The sequence below is a fragment of the Pectobacterium sp. 1950-15 genome, from assembly GCF_037136835.1.
Taxonomy (GTDB): domain Bacteria; phylum Pseudomonadota; class Gammaproteobacteria; order Enterobacterales; family Enterobacteriaceae; genus Pectobacterium.
Map to the genome: position 1 here is coordinate 164,349 of NZ_JBBBQR010000007.1, position 22,132 is coordinate 186,480.

General features: G+C 51.6%; 22 protein-coding genes. 7 read left to right on the top strand and 15 right to left on the bottom strand.

Annotated features, from left to right (window positions below):
- Positions 1–4 precede the first annotated feature (4 nt).
- From potG to nfsA, 5 genes are all read right to left on the bottom strand, one after another.
- Positions 5–1,138 carry a putrescine ABC transporter ATP-binding subunit PotG gene (gene potG, locus WCT94_RS10345; protein WP_181829136.1) on the bottom strand — a complete coding sequence of 378 codons (1,134 nt, stop codon included), beginning with the start codon at positions 1,136–1,138 and terminating at the stop codon, positions 5–7.
- 204 nt (positions 1,139–1,342) lie between these two features.
- Entirely contained in the window at positions 1,343–2,452 is a 1,110-nt protein-coding gene (potF, locus tag WCT94_RS10350) for a spermidine/putrescine ABC transporter substrate-binding protein PotF (RefSeq protein ID WP_180741282.1), read from the bottom strand.
- A gap of 372 nt (positions 2,453–2,824) precedes the next feature.
- Positions 2,825–3,304 (bottom strand): YbjN domain-containing protein, encoded by a 480-nt coding sequence (locus tag WCT94_RS10355; protein ID WP_015839949.1) that lies wholly within the window; start codon positions 3,302–3,304, stop codon positions 2,825–2,827.
- 287 nt (positions 3,305–3,591) lie between these two features.
- Entirely contained in the window at positions 3,592–4,503 is a 912-nt protein-coding gene (gene rimK, locus WCT94_RS10360; RefSeq protein ID WP_336869485.1) for a 30S ribosomal protein S6--L-glutamate ligase, read from the bottom strand.
- Between the two features lie 16 nt (positions 4,504–4,519).
- On the bottom strand, positions 4,520–5,239 hold the full coding sequence (gene nfsA, locus WCT94_RS10365) for an oxygen-insensitive NADPH nitroreductase (protein ID WP_336869487.1): 720 nt from the start codon (positions 5,237–5,239) through the stop codon (positions 4,520–4,522).
- 307 nt (positions 5,240–5,546) lie between these two features.
- On the opposite strand from nfsA, the gene WCT94_RS10370 reads away from it, so the two are divergent.
- On the top strand, positions 5,547–5,813 hold the full coding sequence (locus WCT94_RS10370) for a GrxA family glutaredoxin (RefSeq protein ID WP_198998781.1): 267 nt from the start codon (positions 5,547–5,549) through the stop codon (positions 5,811–5,813).
- Between the two features lie 66 nt (positions 5,814–5,879).
- On the opposite strand, the gene WCT94_RS10375 is transcribed toward WCT94_RS10370, so the two are convergent.
- Positions 5,880–6,251, bottom strand: a complete 372-nt coding sequence (locus WCT94_RS10375; RefSeq protein ID WP_336869490.1) for an inner membrane protein YbjM — start codon at positions 6,249–6,251, stop codon at positions 5,880–5,882.
- A gap of 387 nt (positions 6,252–6,638) precedes the next feature.
- On the opposite strand from WCT94_RS10375, the gene WCT94_RS10380 reads away from it, so the two are divergent.
- The 3 genes from WCT94_RS10380 to deoR all read left to right on the top strand — a co-directional run bounded on the left by WCT94_RS10380 (position 6,639) and on the right by deoR (position 10,137).
- Positions 6,639–8,327 (top strand): aspartate:alanine antiporter, encoded by a 1,689-nt coding sequence (locus tag WCT94_RS10380; RefSeq protein ID WP_336869492.1) that lies wholly within the window; start codon positions 6,639–6,641, stop codon positions 8,325–8,327.
- Between the two features lie 336 nt (positions 8,328–8,663).
- Positions 8,664–9,332 (top strand): deoxyribose-phosphate aldolase, encoded by a 669-nt coding sequence (deoC, locus tag WCT94_RS10385; protein WP_336869494.1) that lies wholly within the window; start codon positions 8,664–8,666, stop codon positions 9,330–9,332.
- A gap of 31 nt (positions 9,333–9,363) precedes the next feature.
- A complete protein-coding gene (gene deoR / locus WCT94_RS10390) occupies positions 9,364–10,137 on the top strand; it encodes a DNA-binding transcriptional repressor DeoR (protein WP_336869496.1) in 774 nt (257 codons plus the stop codon).
- Positions 10,138–10,183: 46 nt separating this feature from the next.
- Here the strand turns inward: deoR and WCT94_RS10395 are convergent, their stop codons facing one another.
- From WCT94_RS10395 to WCT94_RS10410, 4 genes are all read right to left on the bottom strand, one after another.
- The gene (locus WCT94_RS10395) at positions 10,184–11,389 is read right to left on the bottom strand and encodes a serine hydrolase (RefSeq protein ID WP_336711527.1); all 1,206 of its coding nucleotides are present in this window, start codon (positions 11,387–11,389) and stop codon (positions 10,184–10,186) included.
- Positions 11,390–11,675: 286 nt separating this feature from the next.
- Complete coding sequence (locus WCT94_RS10400) at positions 11,676–12,335, bottom strand: methionine ABC transporter permease (RefSeq protein ID WP_336869498.1); 660 nt, start codon at positions 12,333–12,335, stop codon at positions 11,676–11,678.
- Complete coding sequence (locus tag WCT94_RS10405; protein WP_336869499.1) at positions 12,328–13,344, bottom strand: methionine ABC transporter ATP-binding protein; 1,017 nt, start codon at positions 13,342–13,344, stop codon at positions 12,328–12,330. The genes WCT94_RS10400 and WCT94_RS10405 overlap by 8 nt, the downstream gene beginning before the upstream one ends.
- Positions 13,345–13,426: 82 nt before the next feature.
- A complete protein-coding gene (locus tag WCT94_RS10410) occupies positions 13,427–14,272 on the bottom strand; it encodes a MetQ/NlpA family ABC transporter substrate-binding protein (protein ID WP_336869500.1) in 846 nt (281 codons plus the stop codon).
- 144 nt (positions 14,273–14,416) lie between these two features.
- Here WCT94_RS10410 and WCT94_RS10415 point away from each other — a divergent pair, with 144 nt between their 5' ends.
- Positions 14,417–15,034 carry a glutathione S-transferase family protein gene (locus WCT94_RS10415; protein ID WP_336869501.1) on the top strand — a complete coding sequence of 206 codons (618 nt, stop codon included), beginning with the start codon at positions 14,417–14,419 and terminating at the stop codon, positions 15,032–15,034.
- Between the two features lie 31 nt (positions 15,035–15,065).
- Here the strand turns inward: WCT94_RS10415 and WCT94_RS10420 are convergent, their stop codons facing one another.
- The 3 genes from WCT94_RS10420 to WCT94_RS10430 form a co-directional block, all read right to left on the bottom strand.
- Positions 15,066–16,232 (bottom strand): PQQ-dependent sugar dehydrogenase, encoded by a 1,167-nt coding sequence (locus WCT94_RS10420; RefSeq protein ID WP_336869503.1) that lies wholly within the window; start codon positions 16,230–16,232, stop codon positions 15,066–15,068.
- A 138-nt stretch (positions 16,233–16,370) separates the two neighbouring features.
- Positions 16,371–17,033, bottom strand: coding sequence for a zeta toxin family protein (locus WCT94_RS10425; RefSeq protein ID WP_336869504.1), 663 nt, complete (start codon positions 17,031–17,033; stop codon positions 16,371–16,373).
- Positions 17,021–17,329, bottom strand: coding sequence for a hypothetical protein (locus tag WCT94_RS10430; RefSeq protein WP_336869505.1), 309 nt, complete (start codon positions 17,327–17,329; stop codon positions 17,021–17,023). The genes WCT94_RS10425 and WCT94_RS10430 overlap by 13 nt, the downstream gene beginning before the upstream one ends.
- A 156-nt stretch (positions 17,330–17,485) precedes the next feature.
- Between WCT94_RS10430 and rimO the strand changes: the two genes are divergently transcribed.
- Both rimO and sanA read left to right on the top strand, forming a co-directional pair.
- Positions 17,486–18,799, top strand: coding sequence for a 30S ribosomal protein S12 methylthiotransferase RimO (rimO, locus tag WCT94_RS10435; protein WP_182099586.1), 1,314 nt, complete (start codon positions 17,486–17,488; stop codon positions 18,797–18,799).
- Positions 18,800–19,102: 303 nt separating this feature from the next.
- A complete protein-coding gene (sanA, locus tag WCT94_RS10440; protein WP_336869507.1) occupies positions 19,103–19,882 on the top strand; it encodes an outer membrane permeability protein SanA in 780 nt (259 codons plus the stop codon).
- 8 nt (positions 19,883–19,890) lie between these two features.
- Here the strand turns inward: sanA and yeiB are convergent, their stop codons facing one another.
- Positions 19,891–21,078: a DUF418 domain-containing protein YeiB gene (gene yeiB / locus WCT94_RS10445; protein WP_336869508.1), complete on the bottom strand. Its 1,188-nt coding sequence runs from the start codon at positions 21,076–21,078 to the stop codon at positions 19,891–19,893.
- Positions 21,079–21,214: 136 nt separating this feature from the next.
- On the bottom strand, positions 21,215–21,877 hold the full coding sequence (gene folE / locus WCT94_RS10450; RefSeq protein ID WP_005967317.1) for a GTP cyclohydrolase I FolE: 663 nt from the start codon (positions 21,875–21,877) through the stop codon (positions 21,215–21,217).
- Between the last annotated feature and the right edge of the window lie 255 nt (positions 21,878–22,132).

Here is a 22,132-nt window from a genome sequence, read left to right on the forward strand (position 1 = left end):
CTCACTACACCGTCAGAACCACACAGCTATCCGCATCCCAACACAGCCGGACCTCATCTCCCCAGGTCGGTGCGCCTTTGCGATAGCGGTAAGCATTTTGTAACTGCGCGCTGATGGTTTGCCCGCTGTTGAGCCTGACGTGGTAAATAGACAGGTCGCCCAGATAGGCGATATGCACCACTTCCCCTACCGCGAAGTTACAGCCGTCGGCTGGAACCTCTTCACACAGCATGATTTTCTCTGGACGCAACGCGATGTAGACCGGAACGCCATCCACCACCGAGACATCCGAATCCACCTTCAGCGGATGCACCAGCCCAGGGCTTTTGATGATCAGCGCATCGTCCTGACGTTCCTGCAAGATCCCTTCAAACATATTGACCGAACCGATGAACTCCGCGCTGAAACGCGTGTTCGGGTGCTCATAAATCTCTTCCGGTTCGCCAATCTGTACGAATTTACCGCGATTCATAATGGCGATACGACCCGCCATGGTCATGGCTTCTTCCTGATCGTGCGTCACCATCACGCAGGTCACGCCCACGCGTTCCAGAATATCGACAACCTCGAGCTGCATGCGATCGCGCAGTTTCTTGTCCAACGCGCCCATCGGTTCGTCCAGCAGCAGCAGTTTGGGACGCTTCGCCAGACTACGTGCCAGCGCCACACGTTGACGCTGACCGCCGGAAAGCTGATGCGGTTTACGATTGGCGAATTCTTGCATATGCACCAGCGACAGCATCTCTTCTACACGGTCTTTAATTTCTGCACGCGGTAGCTTGTCCTGCTTCAGACCAAACGCGATATTCTTTTCCACCGTCATGTGTGGGAACAGCGCATAAGACTGGAACATCATATTGATAGGGCGCTGGTAAGGCGGCACCAGTGACAAATCCTGACCATCCAGAACAATCTGCCCCTGCGTGGGGAGCTCAAAACCCGCCAGCATGCGCAGCAGCGTGGATTTCCCACAGCCAGATGCACCCAGCAGAGCAAAAATTTCGCCTTTATAAATCGTCAGGCTGACATCATCGACAGCGGCCTGACCATCGAACGATTTCGTCAGGTTACGCACTTCCAGCAGCGGCGTGGCCGCTTTTTGAGGTTTTGATTGAGGGCGGGGGATCGCGTCATTCACTTCGCATTGCTCTCCGGCAAAAGCAGAACAAGCCACACCGCTGATGCCGCCCTTCGGCGCTTTTTACATTCAGCGGTGTGACACAATATAGAGCGCAAACAGGCGGTAACACCGCCTGTTCTTTGCCACATTAATACCCATCCATTCTTTGGTTGCTGAAACCAGCACCCTCAAGCGCTTGGGTAATCATTCAAATCCAAAAGGCTATTTGCCGCTTTTAACCTTAGTCCATGCACGTGTACGAGTACGGTCAATCTGAGGAGATTGCACCTTAAGCGTAAACAGTTTGGCACGCACATCCGCCGGCGGATAAACGCCCGGGTTATTACGAATCTCTGCGTTCACCAACGGCAAGGATGCCAGATTACCGCTCGCGTAATACACATGGTTACTGATTCCCGCCATCACTTCCGGCTTCATCAGGTAATCCAGAAACGCATAGGCTTCATCCAGATTTTTAGCATCTTTTGGAATAGCGAGGACATCAAAGAATGCCAACGCACCTTCTTTCGGAATGCTGTATTGGATATTCACCCCGTTCTTCGCTTCTTTCGCACGGTTTCCTGCCTGCAGGATATCGCCCGCCCAGCCGACTGCGACGCAGATATCGCCGTTTGCCAAGTCGTTGATGTACTGCGATGAATGGAAATAGCGAATGCTCGGACGCAGTTTCAGCAGCAGGTCGGTCGCAGACGTGGTGTAATCACCCGGTTTGGTGCTGTTTGGGTCTTTACCCTGATAATTCAGCACGGTTGCAAAGATCTCTTCCGGTGCATCCAGGAAGGAGACGCCGCAGCTTTTCAGTTTTTCCAGGTTCTCTGGTTTCAGAACCAGATCCCAGCTGTTAACCGGTGCATCGGCACCCAGCGCCGCTTTGACTTTCTCAACGTTATAGCCGATGCCCGTGGTCGCCCACAGGTAAGGCAGGGCATATTTATTCTCTGGATCGTGCTGCGCAATCAGCTTCATCAGATCAGGATCCAGATTTTTGTAATTCGGTAACTTACTCTTGTCTAATGGCTGAAAGACTCCCGCAGAGAGCTGGCGCTCCAGGAAGCTGGCAGAAGGCACCACCAGATCAAAACCCGTGCTGCCCGCCATGAGCTTGCCTTCCAACACTTCGTTAGAATCAAACACGTCATAGACGACTTTAATGCCGGTTTCTTTCTGGAAATTGGCTAACGTGTCCGGCGCGATATAATCGGACCAGTTATAAACATGCAGCGTTTTCTCTTCCGCAGATGCGGTGACGGACGCGGCCATCAGCAAGCCGGTAACAACACCCGATAGCCATTTTTTACGTTGGGTGAACATCCGTTCCTTCCTCCATATAAGGGGGTGATTCATGGAAATGAGCCTGTATCGTTCCGATACAAAATATGTCCTGCCGCGCTATCCAATCGGTGAATGAGTATGCACCGATTTTTATTCGCTCAAACACAGACATAGCCCTGATTCAGCTGTCCGTGTCTTACAGGAATAAAGCATAACCCCACAACATCCTATGCACCATACTTGAACGTAAAAAATGGGTTTTAACGATTATTTATTCACATTTTATCGATGTGATGAAGGCATTTAGCGGCAAACAAAGAGAAATATCTGGCAATAATGCGAAATAACCAGAATAAGTGTCGGTGAGAGGAAAATAAGTAAAACCAATTGCTGCCTTTGGCAGCAACCGTATCAATGCAGATGTGAGGTTGTGACTCTGACAGCAGAGCCCTCTTCTTCCTCGCCGATAAACAGCAGATTATTAGCACCGGCCTCGAGGATCACCATTGAGATTTGTTCTTCGGACTGCTGCATGAAATGTCGGAACTGTTCCAATGTCATGCCAGCGGCCACGCTGAATGACTGGCAGACAATCAGCTTCGGCAGGTTATCGTCCTGAACATCGATAAACGCCTTAACGGTCAACGAACTGGCGTTGATTTGGCTGAGATCGCCGACCAGAGGAATCAATGCGCTGGGCTTCACTTCGGCAAGTGCGGAAAACAGAATCACGTTATCAACCAGATCAACTTTCGCATCGAACACGCCATCAAAATTTTGCATATGAGGAAGATGGAGCGCCTGACAGGAGTCACATTCGAAATACAGAATATTCAGTTGATCCAGCCACCGCCGTAGCATAGCCAAATCCGGGACGATGAGTGAATCCATCATGTTTGCCTCATACCTGTCGCCGTAAAAACAGCGTTGTTGAAAAGAAAGCACCACTCACGCGGGAGCGATGTTAAAACGTAAAACAGAAGCTGCCGTAAAACAGAAACAGCGTTAAAAACGGCCCATAGCTTACGGAATATTGCACGCCGATGCCATGATAAAAGCGCGCCATCACCGCTTTCCTCATTCCACTGCGCAGCGATGTGTTGAATAGCGCCGTGGCACGATGCCCACACGTCAATGGGGAACGCCGTATTTTACGGCGCAACCCCTGTTTCAGAAAGCTAACTTTTACTTATGGTTGCCGATGTTGCGAAGCGCCTCTGAGTATTTTGCTCAATAAATTCAATCATCATGCCAGCAATATCAAACCCGGTCGTCGTTTCAATCCCTTCCAGCCCCGGCGAAGCATTGACTTCCATCACCAGTGGCCCCCGGTCGGCGCGCAAAATATCAACGCCTGCGACATTCAGCCCCAGTGTTTTCGTCGCCTTGATAGCGATGGCTCGCTCCTGCGCCGTAATTTTCACGTTATTCGCCGATCCGCCACGATGCAGGTTTGAACGGAATTCCCCCGCTTTCGCCTGCCGTTCAATCGCTGCAACGACTCGATTGCCGATCACAAGACAGCGGATATCTTTACCCTGCGCTTCACGTACATATTCCTGCACCAGAATATGCGCATTCAACCCGCGAAAGGCATCAATCACGCTTTCCGATGCCTGACGCGTCTCGGCCAATACCACACCAATCCCCTGCGTGCCTTCCACCAGTTTTACGACCAGCGGCGCGCCGCCTACCATCGCGATCAGGTCACCGGTATCATCCGGCGAGTGGGCAAAACCGGTAATCGGCAGATCAATGCCTTCGCGGGCAAGCAACTGTAGCGAATGCAGTTTGTCGCGGGCGCGAATGACCGCCACAGAATTATTCAGCGGGTAGCTTCCCAGCATTTCAAACTGGCGCAATACCGCCGTGCCATAAAACGTGATCTGTGAACCGATACGCGGAATGACCGCGTCATATTTATCCAGCCGACGCCCACGGTAATGCACCGACGGCGCCGCTGAATTGATATTCATGTAGCAGGAAAGTGGATCAATAATCTCAACGCTGTGCTTGCGCGCCTCAGCCGCTTCACGCAGACGTTTGCAGGAATATAACGCCCCATCACGAGACAGAATGGCTATCTTCATAAATATCCTACAGATACTAGCGTATCGCCCATCCTTGTTGATGTAAGTAGTCCAGCATGAATGGACGTAACTCTTTTTTCAGCGTCCGTTCGACGTGATCACTCCAGCTCTCGCGGCGACTACCGGTACGTTGCAGATAATATTCCACCATTTGCTGGTCGTATTGCGCCAGTACATCGCGATCGAGCGGCTGATAGACATTTTCATGCAGCATCATGGCGGTTGGCATGCGCGGTTTCAGCATCGGTTCCGCATCCGGGTGCCCCAGACACAGGCCAAATAATGGCATAACCAACGGCGGCAATTGCAGCAACTGTGTCACATCAGCAATTCGATTACGGATTCCACCAATAAATACCCCACCCAACCCCAGCGACTCTGCGGCGACCAGCGCATTCTGCGCCATGAGGGCGGTATCGACACAGCCAATCAGCAACTGCTCGGCCAGCCCGGTTTCTGCCTGTGGAAAGATCGCCACATGGCGGTGGAAATCAGCACAGAAGACCCAAAATTCCGCGGCCTGCGCCACATAGCCTTGCTCGCCGGTATAGTGAACCAGCGTTTCACGCACGGCAGGATCGGTAATACGGATAATGGAGCTGCATTGTAAAAAGCTGGAGCTGGACGCGCTTTGTGCGGAGGTAATAATGGCGTGGCGTTGCTCATCCGTTACTGCCTGAGACGTAAACGCGCGAATAGAACGGTGGCGCTGTAGCAAATCAATGGTTGGTGTCACACTGGCATCCTTCAGTCGGTAAAGTACATCGTACATGCAGTTTGAAGTATGAAGGGAGTATATCGTAGCTCAGGTGGAGGCTGCATTACCCCACAGTCTAATCGGCGTAGCAAATCGTTGTAACAGGTAATGACTACTTTTTTTCATCAATGAATGCGGGCATAGTATTGATAAATGTCGGTATAGTAACGCGATTCGCAGTAACCTCATTAACCGTAACACTTTTAGCCGTGACCTTGTCTGCAACAGGCGTCACGCTATACGTTTCAAGAATGAGAACATTTTCTAATTTTACAAAGGAGTTTACATGTTCGCTGTAATTTTCGGGCGCCCCGCTTGCCCTTATTGTGTCCGTGCGAAAGAACTGGCAGAAAAACTGGCCGAGCAACGTGATGACTTCAGCTTCCGCTATGTAGACATCCATGCAGAAGGCATCTCGAAAGAAGATTTGTCCAAGACGGTAGGAAAGCCGGTTGAAACCGTGCCGCAGATTTTCCTTGATGAAAAACACATCGGCGGCTGCACCGATTTTGAAGCCTATGCCAAAGCGCATCTGGCTCTGTTCCAGTCATAATCATCGAGCTGGTAGGACAATAGCGCGGCGAAAGTCCGCGCTTTTTTATGGCAATGAGATAGGCTCTTAGCGAAGATAGCGTCGATAAAGACCGCGTAAGCACAACACACCCAGCGCACCCAGCACACACCAAAAGACCGCACTCATCACGTAGGCCAGCTCTTGCCAGAAAGAGCGCATCGGCGTATTCCACAGGTGAAGTACCAGTAAGCATACGGGCATCGCCGCCAGCGCGCCACACAGCGGGTAAAGCAAGCGGCGGCGCGCGGAAAGAAAACAGGCTATCATGCCGGGTAGCAGAAAAAGCAGCATCCCCGGACTGCCACGCAGCCCATCATTCACCGCAACATCCGAGACCTCAATTTTTTGGCTCAGGAATACTACGGTGAACAAGAGAAAACAGCAGGTCGCGCCCACCCAACCTTTATTTTTTGCCATAAATCGCCCTCTTTCAATATGCCTCCCAACCTGCATCAACCAGATACCGAAACATGAGAGAAAACATGCGGTATGGTAAAAGTGATGGGTATCTCTATTCCCCGATATGAAAAACATGAGGCTTCGCTACGATTTATTCGACGCGCAGGTTGTCCGCAGAAAAAGACAATAACCCGCCACATTTCTTTAACAGCGACACCACAATCATTAAATTAAACAATAATTACACTGAACAATTTTTATCGGATAAATTATACTGAACGAGGCTGATTCCTTTCAGCTGACGCGTATTGATACCGTCACGGGAATTCATGCATTTCATGGCTAAATCTAGCCGCTATAATGAATAACATCAAGAACTTACTGGTAAACAACAAGTTACATTCCATGAATATAAACGTCGCTGATTTGTTAAATGGGAATTACATTCTGCTTTTATTTGTGGTTCTTTCATTAGGGCTCTGTCTGGGGAAATTGCGCCTCGGGCCAGTACAACTCGGTAATTCTATTGGCGTTTTAGTTGTTTCTTTATTACTCGGCCAACAACATTTTTCGATTAATACCGAAGCACTGAGCCTCGGTTTTATGTTATTTATTTTTTGCGTGGGAGTGGAGGCAGGACCCAATTTCTTTTCTATTTTCTTCCGCGACGGGAAAAATTATTTCATGCTGGCGCTGGTGATGGTCGGTAGCGCCATGCTACTGGCGCTGGGTTTAGGTAAACTCTTTGGCTGGGGAATTGGCCTGACGGCGGGGATGCTGGCCGGTTCCATGACATCAACGCCGGTGCTGGTCGGCGCGGGCGACACGCTGCGCAACACCGCCAGTATGGGAAACCAGCTCGGTATTGAGCAAGATCACCTGAGCCTGGGCTATGCGCTGACCTATCTGGTCGGGCTGGTCAGCCTCATTTTTGGCGCACGCTATCTGCCCAAACTCCAACATCAGGACCTGCCCACCAGCGCACAGCAGATTGCACGTGAGCGCGGGCTGGACGCAGACAGCCAGAGAAAAGTCTATCTGCCAGTGATTCGCGCCTATCGCGTCGGGCCAGAGCTGGTTGACTGGGCGGCAGGCAAGAATTTGCGCGAGTTGGGGATCTATCGCCAAACGGGTTGCTACATTGAGCGCATTCGACGCAACGGCATTCTGGCCAGTCCCGACGGTGATGCCGTTTTACAAATCGGCGATGAGATCGCGCTAGTCGGCTATCCAGACTCGCATTCCCGCTTGAACTCCAATTTCCGCGACGGTAAGGAAGTCTTCGATCGCGATTTGCTGGACATGCGCATCGTGACGGAAGAGATCGTCGTCAAGAACCACAATGCCGTTGGCAAGCGCCTTAGCCAATTGAAGCTGACCGATCACGGCTGTTTCCTGAACCGTATTGTCCGCAGCCAGATTGAAATGCCGATTGACGATAGCGTCGTGCTGAATAAGGGGGATGTCTTGCAGGTCAGCGGCGACGCCCGTCGGGTAAAAAGCATTGCTGACAGAATCGGGTTTATTTCTATTCACAGCCAGGTTACCGATCTGCTGGCTTTCTGCGCTTTTTTCGTTATCGGTATCATGGTCGGACTGATCACCATCCAATTCAGCAACTTCACCTTTGGTATCGGTAACGCAGCCGGATTGCTGTTCGCCGGTATCATGCTGGGGTTCCTGCGCGCTAACCACCCGACCTTCGGCTATATTCCGCAAGGCGCGCTCAATATGGTCAAAGAATTTGGCCTGATGGTCTTCATGGCTGGTGTCGGCCTGAGTGCAGGTAGCACAATCAACAGCAGTCTGGGAGACGTCGGTATCCAGATGCTGGCCTCGGGGCTCATTGTCAGTCTGGTACCCGTGGTGATTTGTTTCCTGTTCGGCGCCTATGTACTGAAAATGAACCGGGCGCTACTGTTTGGCGCGATGATGGGCGCGCGAACCTGTGCACCCGCCATGGAAATTATCAGCGATACGGCTCGCAGTAACATCCCTGCGCTCGGCTATGCGGGCACCTATGCGATCGCCAACGTGCTGCTGACATTAGCGGGTTCACTTATCGTGATTATCTGGCCTGAATTACCCGGCTGAAAAAATGTAAAAAATCGTCAATATTTTCCAGAAAAGCGAGAACTTTTTCTTTTCCCTAAAGTCTGAATAAGTGCCACTGCTTTTCTTTGATTCCCCTTATTGAGGAGCCCATCGTTCCCGCCTTTCAGGTTCAAGAACGATGGGCGTTTTCTTTTCCGCGCTACGTTAGCCAAAACACCTCCTCTTCTCACTTTTCACACATTCGCTATCACATTCACTTCATTTTTTGTTATTAAAATAACAAAGTTTAATTTTATTGTTATTTTTGTGACATTTTGATCATTGAGTGTCATAATCGCACCACTGATTTTTTATCGATACCACCGAGGATTTACCATGACTGACTACGCACGCTATATCGACCACACACTGCTGGCCGCCAATGCCACCGAACAGCAAATCATCACGCTGTGTGATGAAGCGGTCGCACACCGTTTTTATGCCGTTTGTGTGAATTCAGGTTACGTTCCCTTAGTCGCCGAAAAGCTGCAAGGCACTGACGTTCAGGTGTGCTCTGTCATCGGTTTCCCTCTCGGTGCAGGCCTGACTGCCAGCAAGGCTTTTGAAGCCAAAGCGGCGATTGATGCCGGTGCTCAGGAGATCGACATGGTGATTAATGTCGGCTGGTTGAAAAGCGGGAAGATTGACGCCGTCAAAGCGGATATTCAGGCCGTGCGTGAGGTTTGCGCCGCTATACCGTTGAAGGTAATATTGGAAACCTGTCTGCTTAATGACGAGCAGATCGTACTGGTGTGTGAAATGTGTCGTCAGTTGGATGTCGCGTTCGTCAAAACGTCTACCGGTTTCAGCACCGGCGGCGCGCGCGAAGAACACGTTCGACTGATGCGTAGCACCGTCGGCAGCGAGATGGGTGTCAAAGCATCCGGCGCGGTTCGCGATCGCCAAACGGCACAGCGTATGATTGAAGCAGGCGCCACGCGTATCGGCACCAGCTCAGGCGTTGCTATCGTTTCAGGTGAAGCTGCCGCAGCAGGGAACTACTAACAACAAAAATAGCTTACGAGCTGGGAATTTTATGGAAACGCGGCGCGACGAACGAATCGGCAGACTGGCTCAGGCATTAAAGAAAACCGATAAACTCCATCTGAAGGACGCCGCACAACTACTCGGCGTGTCCGAAATGACGGTGCGCCGCGATCTGAATGCAGATTCCACCAGCATTATGCTGCTCGGCGGCTACGTCGTGAGTGACCTGAAAAATAACGGCGTCACAAACTATTTTGTCTCCGACCAGCAGACCAAACAGGTAAGGGAAAAGCAGGCTATCGGCGCGGCGGCTGCGTATCTCGTGGAAGCAAACGATACCGTTTTTTTCGACTGTGGTACCACGATTCCTTTCATCATTGATGCCATTCCTGATGAACTGCCTTTTACCGCAATTTGCTATTCCCTGAATACCTTTTTGGCACTACAGGACAAAAAGGCGTGCAGAGTGATTTTATGCGGTGGGGAATATCATCACGATAACGCAATTTTCACCCCGCTCAACCAGCGCAGCGAGTTGGACAACATCTGCCCGAATAAAGCGTTTATCTCAGCAGCAGGTATCGAGCTTAACGCGGGCGCCACCTGCTTTAACTTTGCCGAGCTGGGTATGAAACAGCGCGCAATGGCGACCGCACAGCGAATCATTATCGTGGCGGACAGCAGCAAGTTCGGCCAGATCAAACGCGCCTGTATCGGCCCGATGACGCTGTTTGATACGGTCATTTCCGACAGCGCCCCGGCCGAAACCTACTTACGTTACTTTTCCAACAACGGCATTCAGTTAATCCACCCAGGAGAGTAGAGTCTGTCCTGGTAGGCGTTATTGGTAGCACTAATGGAATAGACGCTTAACCGAATAGTCCGCCGAACCACTGTTGAACCTTCATCATCACTGTATCCCAGAGGCGGCTAAAGAAACCGGCCTCGGGGATATCATCCATCGCCACCAGTTCGCGCTGCCCGATGCTTTTGCCATCCAGTTGAAAATCGATGGTGCCGACAACCTGATTCTTGGTTAGCGGTGCGGAAAGCTGTGGTTGATTGAGCGTAAAGCTGGCTTTCAGGTTCTTCATCTGCCCTTTCGGGATGGTCAGCGCAGCATCCTGTGCGACGCCAAGTCGCGCTTCTTTCTCGGTACCAAACCAGACCCGCTGCGTGGTAAACGGTGCATCCGCCTTGATAGGTGTTACCGTTTCAAAAAAGCGGAAGCCCCAGGTAAGCAGCTTTTCACTTTCACGGAAGCGAATGGCATCCGTTTGCGCCCCCAGCACCACGGAAATCAGACGCATATTGCCTTCCGTTGCCGAGGCGACCAGATTGTGTCCCGCGCCGTTGGTGTGGCCAGTTTTCACACCGTCCACATTCAGGTTAGTGCTCCACAGCAGACGGTTGCGGTTAGGCTGGCGGATGTTATTGAAGGTGAATTCTTTTTCTTTGTGCAACGCATACTCTTCCGGCACGTCGCGAATCAACGCCTGGCCTAACAGAGCCATATCACGTGCGGTGCTGTACTGCCCTGTGGCATCAAGCCCGTGCACGGTAAGGAAATGCGTATTTGTCAGGTTAAGCGCCTTCACATAATTATTCATCAGGCTGACAAACGCATCCTGACTGCCTGCGACGTAATCCGCCAGCGCAATGCTGGCATCGTTACCAGACTGAATGACAATCCCTTTATTTAACTCAGAAACGGGGATACGGTCACCCGGCTTAAGGAACATCAGTGACGAGCCACGTAGCGCTGGGTTGCCAGTTGCCCAGGCATCCTTTCCGACGGTCACTTCATCCGTCGGACTAATTTTACCGGATTTAATCGCCTGTCCAATGACATAGCTCGCCATGATTTTTGTCAGGCTGGCAGGATCAAGACGCTCATCAGCATTGCTTTCCGCCAACACCTTACCGCTGTGGTAATCCATCAGGATAAAGGCTTTGGCGTCGATTTGCGGCACCGCAGGCATCTGTTCCGCATAGGTGAATGGCACCACACCAACAAGCAATACCGCACCTACAGAGAAAGACGTGAGTCTGGTCAGGAAAGGGGTTGTTTTCATGAGTTCGCCGCAATGTCCATCAGTCGTTAAAAATTCTTAATTTTCAATATGTTTTGAAAACTTTAGTAACATATAAAGGTAACGCGTCATCTCTGGGATGAAAACCGCTCCTTCTGTAAAGATAGTCAAAGAAATGAAAGCTTCTAAAAAAATGCTGATACAAAAAGGACTTAGGGGAAATAAGGAATATCTGAAAATGCAAGCAATCGAACAATCAGAGGAAATAACGGATGGCACGAGGAACATGGCAGTGTAGCCCCGCCCTCGTGCCCATAGATGAAAAGCCTTAGCGGCGTTCGCGCTTATCCGCACGCTTTGACAACCAGTCGCCCAGTGTTTGTACCACCTGCACCAGAATGACCAATGCAACAACGGTGATCACCATCACCTCGGTTTCATAGCGGTAATAGCCGAAGCGGATCGCCAGATCCCCCACGCCGCCGCCGCCGACGATACCCGCCATCGCTGAATAACCGATAAGACTCACCAGCGTAATCGTCAGGCCGCGCAATAATCCTGCTTTCGCCTCTGGCAGTAACACCGTGCCGATAATACGCATCGGGCTGGCTCCAAATGCTTCTGCCGCCTCCACGATACCGGGATCGATTTCACGCAGCGCGCTATCCACCAGCCGCGCATAGAACGCGATCGCCGCCACTGACATCGGCACCGCCGCTGCCACGGGTCCAATTGTATTTCCCAAGAGAAACTGCGTCAGCGGTAGCAGCAAGACCAGCAGGATCACGAAGGGAATAGAGCGAATAATATTCACCAGCACGGTGCCAAACAGATAGACGGCGCGGTTTTGCCAGAACAGATTCCTGTCCGTGACGTAAATCAGTAGCCCCAGTGGCAAACCGCCGATGACGGCAAGCAGCGTGGAAATCCCTACCATCTGGAACGTTTCGCCGAATGCCGCGATCAGATCGATCCATAAATCAGCCATGCAGCACCTCCACGTTCGCCGTTCTTACCTGAATATGTTCCACCGCTTCCGCCACTTTTACGGGGTCGGATGGATGCGTCAATAGCGCCACGAGGATACCTAGCGCACGATTGCCGATGTATTCGATCTTACCGTGCAGGATATTCACGGACACACCAAAGCGCGTCGCGACATCCGACAGCACGGGTTGCTCCGCCGATTCGCCGACGAATAGAATCTTTAATAATGTGCCCTGCAAATCCTTCAGCAAGCGTGGCGGCAGCGCCAAATCGAGCGTGTGGGAAACCAACTGGCGGGTAAATGCATGCTGTGGCGTCGCAAAGATATCGAAAACATCGCCTTCTTCCACCACCCGACCGCCCGTCATCACCGCCACTCGATCGCAAACGGCTTTAATCACGCTCATTTCATGAGAAATCAGTACGATAGTAATGCCCAGTTTGTCGTTAATCTCTTTCAACAGCGCCAGAATAGCAGCGGAGGTTTCCAGATCGAGCGCCGACGTTGGTTCATCGCACAGCAACACTTCGGGATCGTTAGCAATCGCTCGGGCAATCCCTACACGCTGTTTCTGACCACCGCTGAGCTGTGCCGGATAAGATGATGCTTTATCCGCTAGCCCCACCAGATTCAGAATTTCCGGCACGCGTGCTGTGATATCCGCGTTGGATTTACCGGCGGCTTTTAGGCTAAACGCCACGTTTTCCGCCACCGTGCGCGTCTGCATCAGGTTGAAATGCTGAAAGATCATGCCGATTTTTTGCCGCTGATCTCGCAGAAGCTGCCCAGACAGTTTGCTGATGAGCACACCGTTGACGAGCACACGGCCTGACGTCGGACGTTGTAAGAGATTGATGGTCCGCAGCAGCGTGCTTTTTCCCGCACCGCTGGTGCCGACAATACCGTAAACCTCTCCGCGCTGGATGTGCAGCGACACGTTGTCTACCGCGCGGTTTTCTGGCTGCTTCCCATGAGAGAAGTCAACGCTTACCCCTTCTAACTGAATCATTATCCGCAAACTCCTGGCCTGAGCGGAAAAGAAGAAAGCCGGTCATAGACCGGCCAAATAGCATGCTGTGCAAACCTGACGCTTACGGTGCGAGCGCTGGCGTTTTCGCCTGCATCCACTCCGGCTTTTGGAACTGGCTATACATCAATGCCGGATCGTTGATCACTGCGGCATACGCAGGTCCTTCCACAATCGCTTTGGTATCTTTAACAAAGGGCTTATCGAGATCGTCGGTACGCACGGCAATAATGTTCTTCAGGTTCTCATCCAGCGTTTCCAGCTTGATAGCCGATGACAGTTTCAGACCGGACGCCAGTGCGAAGTTACCGTTCACCAGCGAGGCCGTCACGCTATCCAGCGTGCGGGGCAGTTGCGCCGCCTCCATCGGTTTGAAGACCAACCCGCGTGGGTTTTCCAGAATATCCTTCTCCGAAGCCTTGGTCGGATCGATGTCCGCCTTAATCGTAATCAGCCCCATCGATTGTAAGAAGCGCAGGCCGCGCGCCAGATTGGTGGCGTCGTTAGAGAGCGTAACGACATCCCCTTTCTTCAACTCATCCAGCGATTTGATCTTCTTCGAGTAGAAGCCCATGCTGGCCGTCGGCACGGTAATCAACGGGGAAATTTTTAGCCCTTTATCAGCAGCGAATTTTTCCAGATACAGCGTATGCTGGAAAAGGTTGGCATCGATGCTGCCATTAGCCAACGCCAGATTGGGCTGAACGTAATCACTGAATTCACGCACGACGACCTTGTAGCCTTTCTTCACCAGCTCAGGTTTGATCGCCAGATTCACCATATCGCCATACGGCCCCGGCGCCACGCCAAATGTGATCGTCTGTGGATCGCTGCTGGCCATCGCCAGTTGCATACCGGCAGCAAGCAGTGTGATGCCCAGCACGGCGCGAACAGAATGCGTCAATTTCATTGTGTAACTTTCCTGTCTGAGTGTAACTTGCTGTCATTATTAAGAATGACAAGTTAAATCATAAAGACTAAAAAGGCATATCATTATTTCTCATCGGCTGTCGCGGATGACCGGGGCAGGCTTCACGAAGAAAGAGGGGCAGGTATGATAACGATTTGGGGTCGTGATAACTCGACCAACGTAAAGAAGGTTCTGTGGTGTGCGGAAGAATTGGCGCTGCCTTATCAGCATATTGCGGCGGGTGGACAATTCGGTCTTAACCATGAAGCCGATTATCTGGCGATGAACCCGAATGGCCTCATCCCGTGTTTGCGAGACGGCGATCTGGTGCTGTGGGAATCCAACACCATCGTACGTTATCTGGCGGCGCAGTATGGGCAGGATTCGCTGTATCTCGCCGATGCAGGCAAACGCGCCAGTGCCGAAAAGTGGATGGATTGGGCAAACGCCCTCGCCGTCTCCTTCGGGCCGGTGTTCATCAATATGGTGCGCGTCGCGCCGGAAAAACGCGATATGGCCTTAGTACAGAAAGGCATCGCCGAATGCGAACGCCTGTTCGATATTGTCGATACCGTTCTGGCTAATCAGCCGTGGCTATCCGGCGAACAGTTTGGCGTTGGCGATATTCCGCTCGGCTGTATTGTCTACGGCTGGCTGAATATGCCGATTAAACAGCAGTCGCATCCGCATCTGGAACGCTGGTATCAGCAACTCACCGAACGCCCGGCTTATCAGAAGCACGTCATGATTCCGCTGTCTTAAGTGAAACAGGCACCGCAAGGTGCCTGATTGCTCACTCCAGTCCGACTTTCAGTAATTTGCCATTGTCGTGATCGGTCAGCAAATAGAGGTAGCCGTCAGGCCCCAACCTCACATCGCGAATACGTTCACCGCGATCGCTCAGCAAGCGCTCTTGTGAAGCGACTTTGTCGCCATCAAGCGTCAGACGAATCAGGTTCTTCTCTGCCAGCGCACCGATAAACACTGAGTTTTTCCACTGTGGGAAACGATCGCTGTTATAAAAGGCCATGCCGCTGATGCCCGGCGATTTTTCCCAATAGAAATCAGGGTTCGCCATCCCTGCGATCTCTTTTCCTTTCGCTTCTGGAATCTTCAACCCGGAATAGTTAATGCCGTGTGTCGCAATCGGCCAGCCGTAATTTGCTCCCGCTTTGGGGATGTTGATTTCATCGCCACCTTTCGGGCCGTGTTCATTTTCCCACAGCACGCCAGACCACGGATTAATCGCCAATCCTTGTGGGTTACGGTGTCCATAGGACCAGATTTCCGGCCGCGCATTAGGCGTGTTCACAAACGGATTATCGGACGGTACTTTGCCCTCCACCGTCAGGCGAACAATCTTGCCTTGTAGCTTATCCAGATCCTGTGCGGTCGGACGCTCGTTATTTTCACCCAGCGCGATAAACAGATGCCCTTGTTGATCAAAAGCCAGCTTGCCGCCGAAGTGGTTACCCGTCGACAGCTTCGGTTCCTGCCGGAAGAAGACCGTAAAATTCTCTAACCGCTTATTATCCTCGGACAGTTTACCGTAGCCGACCGCGGTTCCCGCTTTACCCTCGTTCCCCTCTTCGGCAAAGCTCAGGTAGATGCGTCGATTCTGCGCGAAGTCCGGCGATAGCGCGACTTCCAGTAATCCACCTTGTGATTTAGCGAAAACCTTCGGGACGCCAGCGATCGGCGCAGACAGCGCGCTCCCCGCTTTCCACAAGCGTAAATGTCCGGCACGTTCTGTAATCAGAATCCCCTGATTCTCCGGTAAAAACGCTAATGACCACGGGTGGTCCAGCTTATCCTGCAATTCCGTCACCTTCGGTTCCGCCGCTACTAGCTGGCTGGAAAACAGCAGCGTCACGCTAAGCAGCAGCCAATGAGGCGCAGCAGAAAATCGTCGTAACCGGGTGTGTGAAGCAGAATTGCGAGGCATGGGGCAATAGGACATAGCGTTGTCTCCATCCAACAAAAGTCCTGTAAATTTAGGCGGCAGACGATGTTTGTGCAAAAAAACGGGGCAGGGTTTACATTTATTGAAGAAATTCAAAGACACCAGTAGCTAAAGCGGCGGAAATGATAAATTGGATTATCTCGGCTGAATCATCCTGATTTTGTTTGCATCCCACGACGTCATCACATTTTTGTACAACCATACAGGTTGCACGTTATCAAACGATTCCTCGACGATATCAAGAAAACCATCCGGCGTGACCTCACCAAGAAACGTCAGCGTCGTCGTTGAATTATCGAAAAAATAAGCACGATGACAGAGTCGAATCATCTCGGAGAGATAAATCAAGCTACGCTGATAACGCCCGAAGACCTTATCCTTCGGCACACTATGCCCGCCTAATGCAACACGCTGAGTGATTCGTTCCTCGTTGAGTTCTGGATCTGACGTACAGACATAATAAAGATAGGGTTTATAACCGCTTTCTCTTGCCGCTTTTACAAAGTCGAGATGACTTTTGTGACTCATCACAGACTCATAGGTAAAAGAAAGCCGATCGCGAATCCAGTCCTCTCTCAAACCTAAGGAAATTCTCTGTGCCAGCCTAGCAGCTGATTCATCGGACAATAGTGCTTTATCGACCGTTTCCCCCAGCAACGTAGGGAGATCAATATGCTTTGCGATATCATCGGGGTTAAGGTACTGCCCCAAAGGAACGGCATACGTTTCTCTCAATTCTTTAGTCAACGTTGTTTTGCCCGAACCATTCGGGCCTGCAACCAGTCTCAAGCTCGGCAAAGCAGCTCCCTAAGCTTAATTGTCGGTTGACCGTCCACGGGTTTAATTTCTGAGAGCGTACCATCAGGTGCTTGACTGACCAACCAGCCATCTTTGATATAAGCGATTGATACACCGGAATCCAACGCTTCTTTGATCGCCTGCTTTGAGGCACGGGCTCCGACCTGCATTAAGGTCCGATTATCATCAATTTTGCTTTTACGCTGATGCTTACGCACGATTTTAATTCGCTGTACCATCATGCCTCCTGACTCATGGTAATGATGAAAAAGTATACCATAACGTTCTGCGTGCATTTACTATTTAGCCCCTCTTTGCGAAGTGCCTTCCACAAAAACCATCATCACCACAGCGATAAAATGCTGAGTTTTACACCACTGACTATAAGGATAATCAACTATGGTGTAGAATCCTCCGGTTTTTATTTTCTGTTTATTTTGTGAGCGAATAATATGCAACAACCACGTATCGGCTTTGTTTCCCTCGGTTGCCCGAAAAACCTCGTCGACTCCGAGAGGATTCTGACCGAACTGCGTACTGAAGGTTATCAGGTCGTCCCCCGCTATGACGACGCTGAACTGGTGATCGTCAATACCTGTGGTTTTATTGACAGCGCCGTACAAGAGTCGCTGGAAGCAATCGGCGAAGCGCTGAATGAGAACGGTAAAGTTATCGTCACAGGCTGTCTGGGTGCCAAAGAAAATCAAATACGCGAAGTGCATCCAAAAGTGCTGGAAATTACCGGTCCGCATAGCTACGAGCAGGTGCTGTCGCACGTACATCAATATGTTCCTAAACCGACGCACAACCCGTTTACCAGTTTAGTCCCTGAGCAGGGCGTGAAACTCACGCCACGCCATTACGCGTATCTGAAAATTTCAGAAGGCTGTGACCACCGCTGCACATTCTGCATCATCCCATCTATGCGTGGCGATTTGGATAGCCGCCCAATCGGTTCGGTGCTGGATGAAGCGAAACGTCTGGTTGATGCCGGCGTAAAAGAGCTGCTGGTGATTTCTCAGGACACATCTGCGTACGGCGCAGATGTGAAGCAACGTACCGGTTTTTGGAACGGGCAACCTGTCAAAACCAGCATGGTCAGCCTGTGTGAGCAACTGGCGTCGCTAGGCGTGTGGGTGCGCCTGCATTATGTCTACCCTTACCCACATGTAGACGATGTGATCCCATTAATGGCGGAAGGCAAAATCCTGCCTTACCTGGACATCCCGCTCCAGCACGCCAGCCCGAAAATTCTCAAGCTGATGAAGCGCCCTGGCGCAGTCGAAAGAACGCTGGAGCGTATTAAGCGCTGGCGCGAAATCTGCCCAGACTTAACGCTGCGTTCTACCTTCATTGTCGGTTTCCCCGGCGAGACGGAAGAAGATTTCCAGATGCTGCTCGACTTCCTGAAAGAAGCCAAACTCGATCGCGTGGGCTGCTTTAAATTCAGCCCGGTCGAAGGTGCTGCGGCAAATGCATTGCCGGATCAGGTGCCGGAAGAGGTCAAAGAAGAACGTTTCCACCGTTTCATGCAGCTTCAACAGGCGATCTCCGCCCAGCGTTTGCAGGATAAAATTGGTCGTGAAGTGCTGGTACTGATTGATGAAATCGACGAAGAAGGCGCGATTGGCCGCAGCATGGCCGATGCTCCTGAAATCGACGGCGCGGTTTACCTGAACGGTGAAACTGGCGTGAAAGTCGGTGATATCGTTAAGGTCAAAGTTGAACACGCAGACGAATACGATCTGTGGGGTAGCCGAGTTTAACGCGCCCATTACGCCTAATACCGATCGTTTGAGGATCGAGATACACGGGGCGGCCACAGGGGTGAGGCCTCCCTGCGGGAACCTCCCCCTGTGTTTCCCCTAACAACGGGCTAAGTAACCAGTATTACCCATCACGCCAGCTTTTCTGCCCGAAAGGCTGGCGTGTTATTTTCACGCCCCTCACCCTAACGCTGAAAATTCAATCAATAAACCACCCGTTCCTCGCCTTCGTCTTGCGTCACCCTGTCAGGTAAAGTAGCCTTGAGGCATGATTAGTCGACTAGCCTTGCCCGAGGCATAAGCATGTGGAAACGCCTGACATTCGGTTTGTTAGCCCTCATTGGCGTGCTGCTGCTCTCTGCTTTTGCCCTCGATCGTTGGATCAGTTGGAAAACCGCGCCATTTATTTACGATGAACTTCAGACCTTGCCGAAGCGTCAGGTTGGCGTCGTATTGGGGACGGCGAAATACTACCGTACCGGTGTGATCAATCAGTATTACCTGTTCCGTATGCAAGGGACGATTAACGCTTACAACAGCGGTAAAGTCAGCTATCTGCTCCTCAGCGGTGATAACGCACTGCAAAGCTACAATGAACCGATGACGATGCGTCGCGATTTGATCGCCGCAGGCGTTCCACCTTCGGATATCGTGCTGGACTATGCGGGATTCCGCACCCTGGATTCTATCGTCAGAACACGTAAGGTGTTTGATACCAACGATTTCACCATTATCACCCAGCGTTTCCACTGCGAACGCGCACTATTCATCGCACTGCACCTCGGCATTCAGGCGCAGTGTTATGCCGTGCCTTCGCCCAAAAATATGATGACCGTGCGGGTTCGTGAATTTGGCGCTCGTCTGGGCGCGCTGTTCGATCTGTATATCCTCAAACGCGAGCCACGCTTTTTAGGGCCGCAGGTGCCGATTCCCGCAGAACATACCATTCCAGAAGATGCCCCGGATTATCCTGCCGTCCTGCCGGAACAGGTGCTTCCTGCGCCAGCGCATCAGGCTAAACCGGAGCAACCGGCAAAAACCGAGTCCGAATCCGAACCTCACCACGAGCAGGCCGCACCGTAAGGTTTTTTCTATTCGGTTTTCCCTACCGCATTGGTGAGTTTGCGCCATAGCCATTCCAGCGGCCCCTGACGGAAATAGCGCAGCCAGTAGTGAGAAATGACCAGATTGGCGATCCAGATAATGGGAACCAGCGCTAACAGTTGCAGACGGCTGAAGGCCATAAACAGACCAAGCTGGTTAAACAACACCACGCAAATCAGCGTTTGCAGCAAATAGTTGGTTAACGCCATACGCCCGACATCTGTAATCCAGTACGTGATGCGCCATTGGCACAGCGTCCCCCAAAAACCGTAGCACAGCGCCAGATAGCCTATCGCCTGCAAGGGTGAACTCAGCTCGCGCGGAATTTGCAATAACAGCCCGCTCCAGCGATATTCCCAGTCCACCAGCCACTGCCCCACCACGCCAATGCTGTTAATCGCCACGCCCAGTGAAATCAACCACAGTGCCACCTTACGATAGTGCGCTGTGCTGAATTCCCCTTTCAGCCAGCCACTGCGCATCAACCCGGCGCCTAATAGCATCGATCCCGCCAGCAGCCAGCCGTACTGCACGCCCAGCGACAGCAGGCTTTCCGTGAGCAAATCGACGCGGTTGATCCACGCTTCCGGCCCGCCTAACGCCCGCCAATAAGCCTCGTAGGTGATATCCGCCATACCCGGTAGCCAGAATCTCCCCGGTTGCAGGCTCAGAATCTGGCTCAGTACAAACAGCACGCCGATACCCACCAGATACAGAACCGCCCCTGTACGCATTAGCAACTGGCTACTTTCCGCATGGCGAATCATGCCGTAACACACCAGCCCTATCAGCGCATAGTCGAGCAAAATGTCGCCATCCCACAGGAAAATGGCATGAATCAGCCCGATGATCATCAGCCAGAACAGACGAGCATGTACCCAGCGTTTCCCCCGCGGCAGCAGTAGCTGTAGCCCCGCGCCAAAAAGGAGAGAAAACAGCGTCAGGAATTTTGCCTGCGCCAGCAGATCCATCGCCGCCCACGTCAAAGTATCGGACAACGTGGCTTCTCCTTGCCAGGCTGGATTGAGGTATGCCGCATGCGGTAAACCAAACGCCGTAATATTCAGCAGTAAAATACCCAGAATGGCGACGCCGCGTGCGAAATCTAGCGTAGCTATCCGTGAAGGTGGCCGCGAAGGTGGCGAATGAGGTGATGGTACAGTGTGAGAAGGCATACAAATTACATTTTCAAATCATCGAAGTAGCGATTGTATGCACAGAAAGGAAAAAAGCGAAGATGCTTGCTGATTTGACAATGGCCGATGTGGCGATGACGAGGGTATTCCCTTCATCATCGCCAATAAAACAGGCTTAATTATGGTGGCGAACCGCGCGCAGGAATTCCTGACGTGTGTTCTGGCTGGATTTAAACAGCCCGCCGAGCGATGTCGTGGTCGTGGCGCTGGTCGCATCACGAATACCGCGCGCCTTCACGCAGTAATGCACCGCATCAATCGAAACCGCAACGTTATTGGTACCCAACAGCGTTTGCAGCGCGACTAAAATCTGCTGAGTTAAGCGTTCCTGCACCTGAGGCCGCTGAGAGAAAAACTGGACGATGCGGTTGAGCTTCGACAAACCAATGACGCCATCTTTCGGAATATACGCCACCGTCGCTTTCCCATCGATCGTCACGAAATGGTGTTCGCAGGTGCTGGTCAGCGTAATGTCGCGCACGGTAACCATTTCATCGACCTTCATTTTGTTTTCAATGATGGTGATTTTAGGGAAATTGGCGTAGTCCAAGCCGGAGAATATTTCATCAACGTACATTTTAGCGATACGAGTCGGTGTTTCAGCCAGGCTGTCATCGCTCAGATCGAGACTCAGCAAATTCATAATTTCCGTCATATGCTCGGCAATACGTTGCTTACGCGTATCCCGATCCAACAACGCCCCGCGCAGCGGCGTTTCCAGACCGCGTGCCAGCAGTGCTTCGTGCACCATAACGGCTTCTTTACTTAGTGATGACATTATTATTCTCCTGCAGGTGTAACTATGCCTATCGCACTATCATGGCCTTGATCATACCCTAGCGCCGTCAACACTCTAGTTGAGAGAGTCGCGATTATCCAGTGATTGTATGTCATGATTGTTGAAATAGATTCAGGTTATCACGCGTAGCAGGTGCGCCTGTGTGCCGCAACGAGGGGCATATCTTGCGCACAGAAAAACCACGATTCAGTCATACATGTTCCGTGATAAACAAAAAAGCACCGGGAACATCTC

Bases quoted from the DNA above. Each gene is read 5' to 3' on its own strand.
- potF (WP_180741282.1), bottom strand. From the start codon at position 2,452: ATGTTCACCCAACGTAAAAAATGGCTATCGGGTGTTGTTACCGGCTTG.
- WCT94_RS10355 (WP_015839949.1), bottom strand. From the start codon at position 3,304: ATGGATTCACTCATCGTCCCGGATTTGGCTATGCTACGGCGGTGGCTG.
- rimK (WP_336869485.1), bottom strand. From the start codon at position 4,503: ATGAAGATAGCCATTCTGTCTCGTGATGGGGCGTTATATTCCTGCAAA.
- WCT94_RS10370 (WP_198998781.1), top strand. From the start codon at position 5,547: ATGTTCGCTGTAATTTTCGGGCGCCCCGCTTGCCCTTATTGTGTCCGT.
- WCT94_RS10375 (WP_336869490.1), bottom strand. From the start codon at position 6,251: ATGGCAAAAAATAAAGGTTGGGTGGGCGCGACCTGCTGTTTTCTCTTG.
- WCT94_RS10380 (WP_336869492.1), top strand. From the start codon at position 6,639: ATGAATATAAACGTCGCTGATTTGTTAAATGGGAATTACATTCTGCTT.
- deoC (WP_336869494.1), top strand. From the start codon at position 8,664: ATGACTGACTACGCACGCTATATCGACCACACACTGCTGGCCGCCAAT.
- deoR (WP_336869496.1), top strand. From the start codon at position 9,364: ATGGAAACGCGGCGCGACGAACGAATCGGCAGACTGGCTCAGGCATTA.
- WCT94_RS10395 (WP_336711527.1), bottom strand. From the start codon at position 11,389: ATGAAAACAACCCCTTTCCTGACCAGACTCACGTCTTTCTCTGTAGGT.
- WCT94_RS10400 (WP_336869498.1), bottom strand. From the start codon at position 12,335: ATGGCTGATTTATGGATCGATCTGATCGCGGCATTCGGCGAAACGTTC.
- WCT94_RS10405 (WP_336869499.1), bottom strand. From the start codon at position 13,344: ATGATTCAGTTAGAAGGGGTAAGCGTTGACTTCTCTCATGGGAAGCAG.
- WCT94_RS10410 (WP_336869500.1), bottom strand. From the start codon at position 14,272: ATGAAATTGACGCATTCTGTTCGCGCCGTGCTGGGCATCACACTGCTT.
- WCT94_RS10415 (WP_336869501.1), top strand. From the start codon at position 14,417: ATGATAACGATTTGGGGTCGTGATAACTCGACCAACGTAAAGAAGGTT.
- WCT94_RS10420 (WP_336869503.1), bottom strand. From the start codon at position 16,232: ATGTCCTATTGCCCCATGCCTCGCAATTCTGCTTCACACACCCGGTTA.
- WCT94_RS10430 (WP_336869505.1), bottom strand. From the start codon at position 17,329: ATGCACGCAGAACGTTATGGTATACTTTTTCATCATTACCATGAGTCA.
- rimO (WP_182099586.1), top strand. From the start codon at position 17,486: ATGCAACAACCACGTATCGGCTTTGTTTCCCTCGGTTGCCCGAAAAAC.
- sanA (WP_336869507.1), top strand. From the start codon at position 19,103: ATGTGGAAACGCCTGACATTCGGTTTGTTAGCCCTCATTGGCGTGCTG.
- yeiB (WP_336869508.1), bottom strand. From the start codon at position 21,078: ATGCCTTCTCACACTGTACCATCACCTCATTCGCCACCTTCGCGGCCA.
- folE (WP_005967317.1), bottom strand. From the start codon at position 21,877: ATGTCATCACTAAGTAAAGAAGCCGTTATGGTGCACGAAGCACTGCTG.